The sequence below is a fragment of the Microbacterium sp. str. 'China' genome, assembly GCF_002993305.1.
Classification (GTDB): Bacteria; Actinomycetota; Actinomycetes; order Actinomycetales; family Microbacteriaceae; genus Microbacterium; species Microbacterium paraoxydans.
In genome coordinates this window covers 3018954-3032721 of record NZ_CP027434.1, presented here as the reverse complement: position 1 = coordinate 3032721, position 13768 = coordinate 3018954, and the positions used below count along the sequence as shown (strand labels likewise).

Here is a 13768-nt window from a genome sequence, read left to right as displayed (position 1 = left end):
CCCTTCATTGTGTCAGGCGTCGCGGCGCGGACCTGCGGACGGGCTGACCTCGAACAGGTGCGGGGCGACGAAGCCCTCCGCGGCGAACCGCCCCCGCACCGCATCGGCGAGGTGGGGCACGGCGTCGCGGTCGACGAGGGCGATCGCGGCACCCCCGAACCCGCCGCCGGTCATGCGTGCACCCACCGCGCCCGACGTGAGGGCGGTCTCCACGGCGGCGTCGAGCTCGGGCGTGGAGATCTCGAAGTCGTCGCGCATCGACGCGTGGGACGCGACGAGGAGGTCGCCGGTGCCGCGTGCGCCCGCGGTGCGCAGCGTCGCCACGGTGTCCTGCACGCGCTGGTTCTCCGTGACGATGTGGCGCACGCGGCGGAAGGTCACGTCGTCCATCAGGCTCTCGGCGCTGGCGAGGTCGGCCACGGCGACGTCGCGCAGCGCGGACACTCCGAGGATCGCGGCTCCGCGTTCGCAAGCGGCCCGGCGTTCCCGGTAGCCGCCGGTGGAGTGCGCGTGCGTGACGCGGGTGTCCATCACGAGCACCGCGAGGCCGGCGTCTGCCATGCCCAGCGGCACGACCTCGGCGGCGAGGGAGCGGCAGTCGAGGAAGATCGCGGCGTCGGGCTCCCCGAGCATCGAGGCCATCTGGTCCATGATCCCGGTGGGCGCGCCCACGGCCTCGTTCTCGGCCGTCCGCCCGACGCGGGCGAGGGCCACGGCGTCGAGACCGGTGTCCCAGAGCTCGTTCAGTGCCGCGGCCGTCGCGCCCTCGATCGCGGCGGACGACGAGAGCCCGGCGCCGACCGGGACCTCGGAGGCGATCGCGATGTCCAGCCCGGAGACCGCGGTCACGTCGGCGGCCGCACGCAGCGCCCAGGCGACGCCCAGCGGGTAGGCGGCCCACTCCGGCACCGCGGGCTCCGTACCGGGCGGGGTGGGGAAAAGGTGGTCCAGCTCGTCGAGGGCGACCTCCACCGGCTCGTCCGCGAAGGTCGAGGCGACGCGGAGCCGACCGTCGGCGCGACGACCGACCGCGGCGACCGTCCGCTGGGGGATGGCGAACGGGAGCACGAAGCCGTCGTTGTAGTCGGTGTGCTCGCCGATGAGGTTCACCCGTCCCGGCGCCGACCAGACGCCGTCCGGGGTGCGCCCGGCGAGAGCGGCGAAGAGCTCGGCGGCGGCGTCGTGTGCGGAGGTCATGCGGAGGCTTCCTGATCGGTGCGGGCGAGGGCTTCGCGGAGTCGGGCGGCGCCCTGCTCGGGCGCGACCTCGGCGGCCCACGCCCACATCGCGGCCTCGGAACCCGCGAGGAACTTGAGCTTGTCGGCGGCGCGGCGCGGGCTCGTGAGCTGCAGGTGCAGGCGCACGGTGTCGCGGCAGATGTGGACGGGGGCCTGGTGCCAGGCGGCGATGTACGGCGTCGGGCTGTCGTAGAGCGCGTCGACACCGCGGAGGAGGCGGAGGTAGAGCGGGGCGAGCTCGTCGCGCTCCTCCGCTGTGGTCTCGGCGAGGTCCGGCACGTGCCGATGCGGCATGAGGTGCACCTCGAGCGGCCACCGCGCCGCGAAGGGCACGAACGCCGTCCAGTGCTCGCCGCGGAACACCACCCGCTCGGACGCCTGCTCCTCGGCGAGGATGCGGGCGAAGAGGTCGGGCGCGGTGCGGTCGACCGCGTCCAGCACCCGGGCGGTGCGTGGGGTCACGTAGGGGTACGCGTAGATCTGGCCGTGCGGGTGGGGGAGCGTGACGCCGATCGCCTCGCCCCGGTTCTCGAACGGGAAGACCTGCTGGATGCCGGGGAGGGCGGACAGGGCGGCGGTGCGGTCGGCCCAGGCCTCGATCACGGTGCGGGCGCGGGTCTCGGTCTGCGTCCCGAAGGAGCCGGAGTGCTCGGGGCTGAAGCACACGACTTCGCAGCGGCCGACGGCGCTACGGGTGCGCCCGAGTCCGAGGGCCGCGAGGTCGTCGAGGCCGCGCGGGGGGTTCGTCGCCCCGGGGGCGGTGCCGACGGGCTCGGCAAGGGCGGGGCCGAACGCGGGGGAGCGGTTCTCGAACACGGCCACGTCGTACCGGGACGGCACCTCGGAAGGATTCCCCGGCGTCTGCGGCGCGAGCGGGTCGGCGTCGGCTCCCGGCATCATGACGCGGTTCTGGCGGTTGGCGGCGACGGTGATCCAATCGCCCGTGAGCACGTCGAGCCGCATGGTCGCGGTGTCCGGTCGAGGTGCCAGGGTCCGGGCGTCGACCGACCGCTCGGCACCCAGAGTGGTGTCCGGATCGTCGTAGTAGATGAGGTCACGGCCGTCGGCGAGGGTCGTCGCGCGTTTGACGACGCCGGCGCCGAGAAGCTCGGTGCGGATCTCAGGAGATTCGGGCGTGTTCACGTCAACATGCTAGGTGGGGCGCCGTGCTAACGTCAACATCACTGAGTTGTGAACGGAGGATCCGTGGTCGAGAAGCGCCCGATGGCGACCGCCGCTCGCGTCTCCATGGCGACCGTGGCGGCGCGCGCTGGCGTCTCCGGGCAGACCGTGTCCCGCGTCGTCAACGGCAGCCCGCGCGTCGATCCGGACACCCGGGCGCGGGTCGAGGCCGCGATGTCAGAACTGGGATACCGGCCGCACCGGGCCGCGCGGGCCCTGCGCACCGGCCGCAGCCACACCATCGGCCTCGTCGTGACCACCCTCGCCACGGTCGGCAACTCGCGCATGTTGCAGTCCACGGCCGAGGCGGCGGCGGAGCGTGGCTACGCGCTCACGGTCGTCACGGCCGCGGACGGCGTGGAGGCCGCGTTCGCCCGGCTCGCCGATCAGGGCGTGGACGGGGCTGTCGTGCTGAACGAGGCCTCCGCGCTCGTCCCCGCCGCGACCCTGCCGCCCGGCCTGCACCTCGTCGTCGTAGACGCGCGGGCCGGTGCCGGAGCGACGGTCGTCCACAGCGATCACTTCGCGGGAGCGCGCGCCGCGACGCAGCACCTGCTGGCTCTCGGGCACGAGACCGTCCACCACCTCGCAGGGCCGGAGGAGTCGTTCGCGGCCGTGGAGCGCGAGCGCGGGTGGCGCGACGCCCTGGCGGCGGCCGGACGCACGCCCCCGGCGGTCGCGCGCGGGGACTGGAGCGCGGAGTCGGGCTTCGCCGCGGCACCGGCCCTGGGACCGGCGACGGCGGTGTTCTGCGCCAACGACCAGATGGCGCTCGGGCTGCTGCGGGCCGTGGCGGAGTCCGGGCGCGCGGTGCCCGGCGACGTCAGCGTGGTCGGCTTCGACGACATCCCGGAGGCGGCGAACTTCCTCCCGCCGCTCACGACCGTCCGGCAGGACTTCCCGGCGCTCGCGCAGCGGGCGGTCACCGCCCTCATCGCGGCTGTGGAGGGCGACGGGACGGCAACGGATCCCGCAGTACCCGTGGTGGTGCCGACCCGGCTCGTGGAGCGGGCGAGCACGGCACGCCGCTGACAACGCTCAACCGCGGGGCAGGAACTCCTCGGGGTGAAGGGTCGTCGCGGCGCCGTCCGGCCACGACACCGTCACATCGTCCTGCCGCAGATCGAGCCGGGGAGCCCCGGGCGAACTCCCGAGCAGCACGCCCGCCGCGATCCAGGCGTCGGGACGCACCGCCGCGGAGAGCCACGGGGTGGCGGTCTCCGGGCCGAGCGGCGTCACGTCCCGCTCCCGCCGGAAGCCTGCGGTCGCGTCGTCGAGGCCGTGGAGGCCGACCACCCGGCTCTGCGTCTCCCCGCCGGGAGTGAGGGCGGCGACGGCCGCGGGGCCGGTCTCGACGACGATGGGGGCGGATAGCGCCCACCCGCCGATGCGGAGGACGTCGCCGTCGTGGATCGCCCCCTCCGTCCTCGCGCCCGACCGGACCCGCACGAGCCGCACCTCCCACGGTCCGCGTACCACCGACACCACATCGACCACGGGGCCGATCGTCGTCTCGGCGGCCGCGCCGCCTCCGCCGACGTCGAACTCCGAGCGGACGCCGTCGTGCCAGTGCACGGGGCCGGAGGAACCGCCGAACGCCGTGCCGTCCGTCTCCCTCAGCATTCCCGTCAGGAAGCCCGAGCGGTGGCTCGCTCGGCCCCCGCGCACCACGGCGACCGTGCCGTCCAGCCCGTCTCGCACACCGGGCCCCGCGAGTACCGGGGCGGTCGCGGTGGAGTAGCCGAGCTTCGCGTACAACGGCGCATCCGGCTGGTGGGCACCCGGCGTGCGGTGGTCGGTGCCGTGGTTGACCACCCGCACGATGCCGTCCGCGGTGCCCGTGGCCAGCCATCCCGGGGCGAGGAGGACGCGGGCGAACGGACCCCGATCGATCGGCAGGGGATGCTCGACGGCGGTCCAGAACCCATGCGCGGCGGGAAGCGCGAGGGGCAGAAGGCCCTTCGCCGCCCAGTACGGGGAGCCGGGGCCGGAGTAGTCCTGGGCGAGCGGGCGCCAGGGTCCGTGCCAGCCGAGAGGGAGAACTCCGGTCGCGTCCGGCGCGCCCCGGTCGGCGAAGTGCCGCACCTGCCCGCTCACCGCGCGGCGCAGCAGGCCGGGGTGGTGCCGGGACGTGCCGCTGAACGCGGCCACCCCGGCCGCGGCCGCCGTGGCGAAGCGGTAGGTGAGGCTGCGCCCCTGAAGGAGCGGTCCCCCGTCGGCGCCGACGAGGTGCAGCGCGTCGTCGAGGAACGCGTCGAGCCGGCGGCGGTACCGGGCGACCCGGTCCGTGTGCCGCGGCTCCTCACCGACCATGTCCACCCAGAGCAGCGGATAGAAGGACAGCGCCCAGCCGGCGTAGTGGTCGAACGACCGGGCGGCACCGTCCGCGCTCCAGCCGCCCGCGCGTTCGAAGCCGTCGAGGAGTGCGAGGTCGGCGGCGCGGTCCGCGGCGGAAGTCGGCCCGCCGACGCTCTCCAGGAACTGCTCGACGAGCACCCGGAACCACGCCCAGTTGTTCGGCGGGTAGCTGCCGCCGACGAATTTCGCGAGGTAGTCCACGGTGTGGGTCCGTGCCGTGTCGTCGAGGCGCGCCCACACCGTGTCGCGCGTGAGGTGCAGGCCCACCGCGAGCGCCGCCGCCTCGACCTTCGCCTGGTCGACCTCATCAGGGCGCGGCCACCGTTCGGCACCGTCGGGGTCGACACCGGCAGCGAGGCCCCGGGCGTACCGGTCGGCCAGCGACTCCGTGCCGAGCGGGTCGCCGGCGATGCGGAACGCGGCCAACAGGAACGTGCGGCTGAATCCCTCGAGCGCATCGACCGCGGAGCCGAAGCCACCGGGGGCGCCGGGGTAGCGGATGCCCGCACCCGCCGGGCTCGCATGTCGGGCGGCCCCGTCGAGGATCGCATCGGCCACCGTCATCAGGTGCGCACGCGTCCATCCCGTGTACGGGGAGAGCGCGCGGTCGTCCGGAGGCAGCGCGAGGAGGGTCATGCGCTGTGCGCGAGGTCGGCGCGGTGCACGGGGTGCCGCGGCGGAAGGCCGGTCACCCACGCCTCCAGCTCGTCGAGGGCGGCGTCGGCCAGCCGGTGCGCCTCGGTGCCGAGGGAGCCGGCGAGGTGCGGGGTGACCGCGACGTTAGGCAGGTGCAGCAGCGGGTGGTCGGGCGGAAGCGGCTCCGGGTCCGTGACGTCGAGGATCGCGTCGAGGCGACCGGCGGCGCACTCCGCGAGAAGCGCCTCGTGATCGAGGAGGGCGCCCCGCGCGGTGTTGAGCACCGTGGCGCCGTCGCGCAGGGCCGCGAGCTGCGCGCGGCCGATCATCCCCCGCGTCGCGGGCAGGGCGGGTGCGTGCAGGGAAAGCAGATCGACGGCGGGGAGCAGGGCGTCGAGCGGGACGAGCCGGGCACCGGCCGCGGCCACCTCCTCGGGGTCCGCGTACGGGTCGGCGACGAGCACCCGCAGCCCAGGGAAGGGCCGCAGCAGGTCGACGACGCGGCGGCCGATGCGGGAGAACCCGACGATGCCGACCGTGCGGTCGAGGTTGCCGATGCGCCCGCCGACGCGAGGCCCGACGCGCAGGTCGTGCTGCGCGTCGTCCGCACGGAGCGGGAGGAGGGCGCGCTTGCCGGCGAGCAGGATCATTGCGAGCGTGTACTCCGCGACCGGGGCCGCGTTGGCCTCGGCAGCCGAGGTGAGCAGGATGTCGCGCTCCCAGAACGCGTCGGACACGAGGCCGCGCACGCTTCCCGCCGCGTGGAACACCGCGCGCAGCCGGGGGAGCCGATCGAGCAGAGGTGCGTCCAGGACCGGAGCGCCCCACCCCGTCACCAGGACCTCCACGGCGGCGAGGCGGTCGTCCAGCGTCGGGGCGTCGAGAGCGGGGGTGTGCACCGGATCGCCGGGCGCGGCGAGGGTCTGCAGGCGGGCGCGCCGCGCATCGTCGAACACGAGGTCCCACGCCTCCGTCGAGAGAGCGGCGAGGACGACTGGTCGAGGGGTCATGGGTCTCCGCGGGTCTCGGGTATGCGCTTGCCGAAGCGCGCGGTTCCAGTGAAGACTGTGCGTTCGAGTGCAGGCAACGTGATCGAACCGAAACCCTGCTGATCGAACAGACTCGAACAATGAAGGCGAGAACCGGATGCTGATCCCCCGCGGCACCCTGAGCGATCTGTGGCGAGAGCACGGCGCCGTCGATCGGCCCGTCGTGCCGCCGAGCACCGACCGCGGGACATGGACGTCCGTGGCACCCGAACTCCGCGCGACCATCCTGGCGGCGGCGGACGGCGAGCGCGGCACCGCCTGGGCGCAACCGCTCCTCTCGCAGTGGGCCGCCTACGCCCGCACCGGTGACCGAGCCGGCTGGGAGGGGGCGGTGTTCCGTCGCGACCTCCGGCTCCGTCGCGCCGTCCTGGCCGCTGCCGTCGACCCGGCGGCCGAGCGGCTGGACGAGGTGGCGGACGGACTGTGGCTCCTGGTCGAGCAGTCGACCTGGTGCTGGCCCGCTCACGACGACGCGTTCGCCCGCGGGCGGCGCGCCCCCGACATCGAGCGCCCCGTCCTCGACCTCGGCGCGGGGGAGGCGGCGGCGCTGGCGGGGTGGGCCGTGCTGGTGCTCGGCGACGCTCTCGACGCGCACGCGCCCGGTCTGGTCGCACGGGTACGGGACGAGACGGTCCGCCGGGTGCTGCGCCCGTTCGTCGACCGCCGCGAGTGGGCGTGGGAGGGGTCGGAGGAACGCGTGCACAACTGGGCGCCGTGGATCCACGGCAACCTGCTGCCGGCGGCGCTCGCCTTCGCGGACGAACCGCTGCGTGCGCGGGTGCTCGCCCTCAGCATCGACGGCCTCGATCGCTATCTCGCCCAGCTTCCCGCCGACGGCGGCATCGACGAGGGCTTCGCCTACTGGTGGCAGGGAGCGGGGAGGGCGTTCGATGCGCTCGGCCTCCTCGACGCGCTCACCGACGGAGCAGTGGCCGCTGCGATCCGGGACGGACGCCTCGCCGGGCTGCGGGAGCTCGCCCTCTTCCCGGAGCGCGTGCAGCTCGGGGAGGGGTGGGTGGCGAGCTTCTCGGATGCGGAGGCGCGCACGGGGGAGGCCCTCCCGTGGTCCGTGCTCCACCGGGCCGCCGTCCTGTGCGGTCTGGAGGCGACGGCCGCGTTCGCCGCGCGGCACCGCCGTCCGGGGCGCGTCGTCGGAGACGAGGCCGATGTCGTCGCCGGTCTCGGCCGGACGCTGGCCGAGCTGTTCGACGCCGACTGGCAGGCGGCGCATCCCGGGCCTGCGCCCCTGCCCGGGCGCGTCGAGTTCGCCTCCCTCGGCGTGGGTCTGCGCCGTGAGCGGAGCGGGCATCCGCGGGGGCTCGCGGTCGTCGTCAAGGGCGGTCGCAACGACGAGAACCACAACCACAACGACCTCGGCGCGGTCGCGATCGCGGTCGACGGCGTCCCGGTCGTGATCGACGTCGGTCGGGCTACGTACACCGCGGCGACCTTCTCGGATGCCCGCTACCGCTTGTGGCACGTCACCAGCGGCTGGCACTCCACGCCGCTGGTCCGCGGGCGCGAGCAACAGCCGGGCGGCGCCTGGCGGGCCGCGGTGCAGGCGCGGAGCGACGGCTGGACCCTCGACCTCGGTGCGGCGTTCCCGGGCGGCGATCCGTGGCTGCGGACGGTGCTGCTGCGCGGCGGTGCGGTGACCGTGCGCGACGAGAGTCCGGCGCTCGCCGACCCGGCCACCCGCCTCGTGCTCGTGTGCGCGGGGACGCCCGAGGTGCACGGTGACGTCGTCCTCCTCCCGGGTCCGGAGGGGAAGCGGGGTCTGCGCATCGCCCACGATCCGGCGGACGTCGTCGTCGAGAGCAGGGCCGTGGACGATGCGCTCCTGGAGCGTTCGTGGGGGCCGGTGGTCTCGCGCGTCCTCTTCGCACCGCTCGACCGTCCGGAGCGCTGGGAGCTGCAGGGGAGGGCGGCATGACCGAGGAGCGCCCGACCCCGCGTTTCGGCCTCTCCCGCCGGGAACGGATCCTGGACGAGCTGCGCCGCACGGGGGCGGTGCGCGTGGCCGATCTCGCCCGCGACTTCGGGGTGGCGGAGCTCACCATCCGCCGCGACATCACGATGCTGGCGGACCGCGGGCTGCTGACCAGGGTGCACGGGGGTGCGGTGCTGCGGAGCGCGCTGGACACGACCGTCGCGCGGACCGCCCTCCCCGGGCCGCAGTTCCGCATCGGGATGGTGGTGCCGTCGCTGAGCTACTACTGGCCGCAGGTGGTCGTCGGCGCCCGGAGCGCTGGGATGGAGGCGGGGGTGCAGCTCGTGCTCCGCGGGGCCAGCTACGCCGCGCAGGACCAACGCCGCCAGATCGCGGCGCTCCTGGAATCCGGAACCGTGCACGGGCTCATCGTGGCCCCCGAGACGCAGGGCGCCGATGGCCATGCGCTGCTCTCCTGGCTGGACACGCTCCCGGTGCCGGTCGTGCTCGTGGAGCGCCGGACCCCGCCGGCTCTCGCCCTCACCCGGATGCAGACCGTGGCGACCGACCACGCGTTCGGAGGCGCGCTCGCCGCCGGGCACCTCGCCGCGCTCGGACACCGGCGGGTCGGGATCCTCACCTCGCCGCAGTCGCCGACCTCCGCCGGGCTGCGGCAGGGCTGGTCGCGAGCCGTCGCCGAGCTTGGGCTCACGGTGACGGTGGACCGCGACGCGGCGCTGGACCGGATGGAGGGGGCAGTGCAGGCGGAGGTGGTCTCGGCGGTGCTCGCCGAGATCCGTGAGACGGGGGCGACGGCGCTGCTCGTGCACTCCGACCCGCAGGCGCTCCTGCTCCAGCAGCATCTGCAGGACGCGGGCTGGCGGCTGCCCGACGACCTCTCGCTCATCGCCTACGACGATGAGGTCGCCGAGCACGGGTCCCCACCGCTCACCGCGCTGCGGCCGCCGAAGCAGCACGTCGGGCGCCGTGCGGTCGAGCTCATCCGCGAGCGCCTGCGCGAGGGGGCGGCGCGACCCGCGGAGCGCGTGGAGGTGGCTCCGGCGCTGCACGTGCGCGCCAGCACGGCCCCTCCGCGCTAGGGACGGTTGCGAGGTCGTGCGTCTCATGCCATGATCTCGGAAAGCGCTTACCAGGATTCCCCTGTCAGCGCCGACAGCTTCCACCGAGAGGAACGGACCGAGATGGCACAGGCCCCCACCCGCGAGATCGGGATCATCATGAACGGCGTCTCCGGGCGCATGGGATACCGGCAGCACCTGGTGCGGTCGATCCTCGCGATCCGCGACGAGGGCGGGATCGAGCTTCCGGACGGCACGCGCGTGACCGTGCGGCCGATCCTCGTCGGACGCAGCGAGGCCAAGCTCGCGGAGCTGGCCGCGAAGCACGGCATCGAGGACTGGACGACCGACCTCGACGCCGCCCTCGCCGACCCGCGATGGGAGATCTACGCCGACTTCCTCGTCACGAAGGCCCGGGCGTCCGCGATCCGCAAGGCCATCGCCGCCGGCAAGGCGATCTACACCGAGAAGCCCACCGCCGAGTCGCTGGACGAGGCCCTGGAGCTCGCCCGCCTCGCCCGCGACGCCGGCGTGAAGACCGGCGTCGTCCACGACAAGCTCTACCTCCCGGGTCTGCAGAAGCTCAAGCGCCTCATCGACTCCGGCTTCTTCGGCCGCATCCTCTCCGTCCGCGGCGAGTTCGGCTACTGGGTGTTCGAGGGCGACTGGCAGCCCGCGCAGCGTCCGAGCTGGAACTACCGCACGGAGGACGGCGGCGGCATCATCACCGACATGTTCCCCCACTGGAACTATGTGCTGGAGAACCTCTTCGGCGAGGTCAAGAGCGTCTACGCGCAGGCCGCGGTGCACATCGCCGACCGCTGGGACGAGAAGGGCGAGCACTACACGGCCACGGCCGAGGACGCCGCCTACGGCATCTTCGAGCTCGACGGCGGGGCGATCGCCGAGATCAACTCCTCGTGGACCGTGCGGGTGAACCGTGATGAGCTCGTGGAGTTCCAGGTCGACGGCACGCACGGCTCCGCCGTCGTGGGGCTGTTCGGCGCGAAGATCCAGCCGCGCAACGCCACGCCGAAGCCCGTGTGGAACCCCGACCTGGAGGATAGCCACGACTACGACGCCGACTGGCAGCAGGTGCCGACGAACGACGTGTTCCAGAACGGCTTCCGGCAGCAGTGGGAGGAGTACCTCACCTCGTTCGTCCTCGGCACCGACTACCCGTTCGATCTGCTCGCCGGCGCGCGCGGGGTCCAGTTCGCCGAGGCTGGACTCGCGTCCAGTGCCGAGGGACGCAAGATCGTGCTCGAGCCGCTGACCCTGGACCGGGCATGACCACGCTCCGCCTGCTCGCCGCCGACGGCCGCACCGCCGACACGGAGCTCCGGGAGGCCGACGCCGTCACGCGGCCGGAGGGTCCGCTCCGCAGTCGGGTGGCCTATGCCGCCGCGCACGTCGTCCCGAAGGCGTACGCGGGCAACACCCCGGGGCAGCCGGCCGACATCGACTGGGACGCGACGCTCGCGTTCCGCCGCAACGTGTACTCGTGGGGACTCGGCGTGGCCGACGCGATGGACACCGCGCAGCGCAACATGGGTCTGGATGCGACGGCGGTGCGCGAACTCATCGCCCGCAGTGCGGAGGTCGCCCGCGAGGAGGGCGGCACGGTCGTGGTCGGGGTCAACACCGACCACGTCGACGAGGCGCGCATCCCGCTCGATCAGGTGATCGCCGCCTACCTCGAGCAGCTGCACTTCGCCGAGGAGCAGGGGGCGGGGCCGGTGCTCATGGCCTCGCGGCACCTGGCCAGGGTCGCGGAGAGCGCGGACGACTACCGCCGCGTGTACCGGGAGGTGCTCTCCCGCGCATCGGTCCCCGTCGTGCTGCACTGGCTCGGCACCGCGTTCGATCCGGAGCTGGCGGGGTACTTCGCGCCCTCGTCCTCCGGGGGGAGCGGTGGTCCCGCGTGGCAGGAGGCCGCCGGGGTGTTGCTCGACATCATCGGCGAGAACCGCGCCGCGGTCGCCGGGGTGAAGATGAGTCTGCTCGACGCGGAGTCCGAGGTCTGGGTGCGCGAGCGGCTGCCGGAGGGCGTGCGTATGTTCACCGGCGACGACTTCCACTACGTGGGCCTCATCGGCGGGGACAGCCTGACCGGCGCCCCCGCGCCCGAGGGGCCCGCGTCGCGCGGCCACTCGGACGCACTGCTCGGCGCGTTCGCCGCTCTCGCCCCGGTGGCCTCCGCCGCGATCCAGGCGCTCGACGCGGACGACTCCGAGCGGTACCTCGCCCTCCTCGGGCCGACCGAGGAGCTGAGCCGGCAGGTGTTCGCGGCGCCGACCTTCTACTACAAGACCGGGGTCGCCTTCCTGTCCTGGCTCAACGGTCATCAGCCGGCGTTCCAGATGGTCGGGGGGCTGCACTCCGCGCGGAGCCTGCCGCACCTCAGCCGCATCGTCGAGCTGGCGAACGGGGCGCTCGCCCTGGAGCGGCCGGAGCTCGCGCGGGAGCGCTGGCACGGCCTGCTCCGGCTGAACGGAGTGGACGCATGACCGCCACCCGGAGCCTGGCGGCGGAGCGCGAGTCCCGGGCGGCCGCCGTCGGGACCGTGCCGCACCCGCGGCTCTCGATCAACCAGGCCACCGTGAAGCACGCGGACCTCGCGACAGCCCTGCGCGTCACGGCGGCGGCGGGGGTCGAGGCCATCGGTCTGTGGCGGGAGCCCGTGCAGGAGGTGGGCCTCGATGTCGCCGCCCGCATGCTGACCGACTCCGGGCTGCGCTTCACGACGCACTGCCGAGGGGGCTTCTTCACGCTTCCGGCAGGTCCGGAGCGCGAAGCCGCGCTCGACGACAACCGGCGGGCGATCGAGGAGACGGCCACCCTCGCGGCGGCCGGTGCGGAGGGTTCGACCGCGGTGCTGGTCCTCGTCGCGGGTGGTCTGCCCGAGGGGTCGCGCGACCTCATCGGGGCGCGGGAGCGCGTCCGCGACGCCATCGGCGCCCTCGCGGACGACGCTCGAGCCGCCGGGGTCGCCCTCGCGATCGAGCCGCTGCATCCGATGTACGCCTCGGACCGTGCGGTGGTCTCGACCCTCGGCCAGGCGCTCGACATCGCCGCGGACTTCGACCCTGCCGTGGTCGGCGCTGCCGTCGACACGTTCCACATCTGGTGGGACCCGCAAGTGCTCGACCAGATCGCCAGGGCCGGACGCGAGGGCCGCATCGCCACGTATCAGGTGTGCGACTGGAAGACCCCCCTCGCCGCAGATCCCCTCCTCTCCCGGCACTATCCGGGGGACGGTGTGATCGACTTCGCAACCCTCACCCGGGCCGTGCAGGACACCGGTTACGACCGCGACATCGAGGTGGAGATCTTCCATGCCGACGTCTGGGCCGATGACCCGGCCCGTGTGGTCCGCCGCACGGCCGAGGCCTTCGCGACGGCGGTCGCCCCCCACCTGTGAGTCCGGACTCCCCGGTCCTCCGTGGTTCCGGATGCACGACGACGGCGGAGGGAACGGGCCGGAAGGGGTCGGGGGGATCGGGAGGACTGAGAGGATGACGGGATGACGGGGATCCGTGCGGGACTGTGCTCGGTGACGTTCCGTGCCCTGCCGCCGGAGAGGATCGTCGCGCTCGCGGCCGCCGCGGGTCTCGACGTGATCGAGTGGGGCGGAGACGTGCATGTGCCGCCGGGAGAGGCCGACCGCGCGGCGGAGGTCGCGCGGATGACCACGGATGCCGGACTCGCCGTCGCGTCGTACGGGTCGTACTTCGGCGCCGGTCCGGAGGAGTCGCTCACCGCGGTCCTCGACAGCGCCGCGGCCCTGGGTGCTGACCGCGTGCGGGTGTGGGCCGGTGAGCACGGCTCCGCGGAGGCGTCCGCGCCCGAGCGTGCCCGCGTCGTGACGCGCCTCCGCGCGGCGGCGGTCGAAGCGGGTGCCCGGGGCATCGGGCTCGCCCTGGAGTTCCACGGCGGCACGCTCGCCGACACCGCCCCGGCCACCCTCGAGCTGCTGCACGAGGTCGATCATCCGATGCTGTCGACGTACTGGCAGCCCACGGTCGGCGCCCCCGTCCCCGTGGTGCTCGAGGAGTTCCGCCGGCTCGGCCCCCATGTCTCCGCCGCTCATGTCTTCTCCTGGTGGCCGCGCACCGAGCGCCATCCGCTCCGCTCGCGGTCCGCACTGTGGACCCGGTTCTTCGCGGACGCCGCCGCCTCCGCGCACCCGCCGCGCGACGCGCTGCTGGAGTTCGTGCCCGACGACGCCCCGGAGCTCCTCGCCGGGGAAGCCGCCGCCCTCCTCGGGTTTCTCGGGCGGCAGCCGTGAGCGCC

The 13768-nt window shown here is 74.1% G+C and carries 11 protein-coding genes; 7 read left to right on the top strand and 4 right to left on the bottom strand.

Annotation, left to right across the window (positions count from 1 at the left end):
• Positions 1 to 12 precede the first annotated feature (12 nt).
• Both galK and galT read right to left on the bottom strand, forming a co-directional pair.
• The gene (galK, locus tag C6C15_RS14785; protein WP_105950477.1) at positions 13 to 1197 is read right to left on the bottom strand and encodes a galactokinase; all 1185 of its coding nucleotides are present in this window, start codon (positions 1195 to 1197) and stop codon (positions 13 to 15) included.
• Positions 1194 to 2381 (bottom strand): galactose-1-phosphate uridylyltransferase, encoded by a 1188-nt coding sequence (gene galT, locus C6C15_RS14780; protein WP_105950476.1) that lies wholly within the window; start codon positions 2379 to 2381, stop codon positions 1194 to 1196. Before galT ends, galK begins: the two co-directional genes overlap by 4 nt.
• A gap of 81 nt (positions 2382 to 2462) precedes the next feature.
• Between galT and C6C15_RS14775 the strand changes: the two genes are divergently transcribed.
• Entirely contained in the window at positions 2463 to 3452 is a 990-nt protein-coding gene (locus C6C15_RS14775; protein ID WP_234024164.1) for a LacI family DNA-binding transcriptional regulator, read from the top strand.
• A gap of 6 nt (positions 3453 to 3458) precedes the next feature.
• Here the strand turns inward: C6C15_RS14775 and C6C15_RS14770 are convergent, their stop codons facing one another.
• A complete protein-coding gene (locus tag C6C15_RS14770) occupies positions 3459 to 5414 on the bottom strand; it encodes a DUF2264 domain-containing protein (protein WP_105950475.1) in 1956 nt (651 codons plus the stop codon).
• Positions 5411 to 6424: a hydroxyacid dehydrogenase gene (locus C6C15_RS14765; protein WP_105950474.1), complete on the bottom strand. Its 1014-nt coding sequence runs from the start codon at positions 6422 to 6424 to the stop codon at positions 5411 to 5413. The genes C6C15_RS14770 and C6C15_RS14765 overlap by 4 nt, the downstream gene beginning before the upstream one ends.
• 136 nt (positions 6425 to 6560) lie before the next feature.
• Between C6C15_RS14765 and C6C15_RS14760 the strand changes: the two genes are divergently transcribed.
• From C6C15_RS14760 to C6C15_RS14735, 6 genes are all read left to right on the top strand, one after another.
• Positions 6561 to 8396 carry a heparinase II/III family protein gene (locus C6C15_RS14760; RefSeq protein ID WP_105950473.1) on the top strand — a complete coding sequence of 612 codons (1836 nt, stop codon included), beginning with the start codon at positions 6561 to 6563 and terminating at the stop codon, positions 8394 to 8396.
• Positions 8393 to 9493: a substrate-binding domain-containing protein gene (locus C6C15_RS14755; protein ID WP_105950472.1), complete on the top strand. Its 1101-nt coding sequence runs from the start codon at positions 8393 to 8395 to the stop codon at positions 9491 to 9493. The genes C6C15_RS14760 and C6C15_RS14755 overlap by 4 nt, the downstream gene beginning before the upstream one ends.
• Positions 9494 to 9595: 102 nt before the next feature.
• Entirely contained in the window at positions 9596 to 10765 is a 1170-nt protein-coding gene (locus C6C15_RS14750) for a Gfo/Idh/MocA family protein (RefSeq protein WP_085605948.1), read from the top strand.
• Positions 10762 to 11982, top strand: coding sequence for a DUF993 family protein (locus C6C15_RS14745; RefSeq protein WP_105950471.1), 1221 nt, complete (start codon positions 10762 to 10764; stop codon positions 11980 to 11982). Before C6C15_RS14750 ends, C6C15_RS14745 begins: the two co-directional genes overlap by 4 nt.
• Positions 11979 to 12896: a sugar phosphate isomerase/epimerase family protein gene (locus tag C6C15_RS14740; protein WP_105950470.1), complete on the top strand. Its 918-nt coding sequence runs from the start codon at positions 11979 to 11981 to the stop codon at positions 12894 to 12896. The genes C6C15_RS14745 and C6C15_RS14740 overlap by 4 nt, the downstream gene beginning before the upstream one ends.
• Positions 12897 to 12998: 102 nt before the next feature.
• Positions 12999 to 13763 (top strand): sugar phosphate isomerase/epimerase family protein, encoded by a 765-nt coding sequence (locus C6C15_RS14735; RefSeq protein ID WP_105950469.1) that lies wholly within the window; start codon positions 12999 to 13001, stop codon positions 13761 to 13763.
• The last annotated feature ends 5 nt before the right edge of the window (positions 13764 to 13768 follow it).

Bases quoted from the DNA above. Each gene is read 5' to 3' on its own strand.
- C6C15_RS14765 (WP_105950474.1), bottom strand. From the start codon at position 6,424: ATGACCCCTCGACCAGTCGTCCTCGCCGCTCTCTCGACGGAGGCGTGG.
- C6C15_RS14775 (WP_234024164.1), top strand. From the start codon at position 2,463: ATGGCGACCGCCGCTCGCGTCTCCATGGCGACCGTGGCGGCGCGCGCT.
- galK (WP_105950477.1), bottom strand. From the start codon at position 1,197: ATGACCTCCGCACACGACGCCGCCGCCGAGCTCTTCGCCGCTCTCGCC.
- C6C15_RS14760 (WP_105950473.1), top strand. From the start codon at position 6,561: ATGCTGATCCCCCGCGGCACCCTGAGCGATCTGTGGCGAGAGCACGGC.
- C6C15_RS14735 (WP_105950469.1), top strand. From the start codon at position 12,999: ATGACGGGGATCCGTGCGGGACTGTGCTCGGTGACGTTCCGTGCCCTG.
- C6C15_RS14770 (WP_105950475.1), bottom strand. From the start codon at position 5,414: ATGACCCTCCTCGCGCTGCCTCCGGACGACCGCGCGCTCTCCCCGTAC.
- C6C15_RS14740 (WP_105950470.1), top strand. From the start codon at position 11,979: ATGACCGCCACCCGGAGCCTGGCGGCGGAGCGCGAGTCCCGGGCGGCC.
- C6C15_RS14750 (WP_085605948.1), top strand. From the start codon at position 9,596: ATGGCACAGGCCCCCACCCGCGAGATCGGGATCATCATGAACGGCGTC.
- C6C15_RS14745 (WP_105950471.1), top strand. From the start codon at position 10,762: ATGACCACGCTCCGCCTGCTCGCCGCCGACGGCCGCACCGCCGACACG.
- C6C15_RS14755 (WP_105950472.1), top strand. From the start codon at position 8,393: ATGACCGAGGAGCGCCCGACCCCGCGTTTCGGCCTCTCCCGCCGGGAA.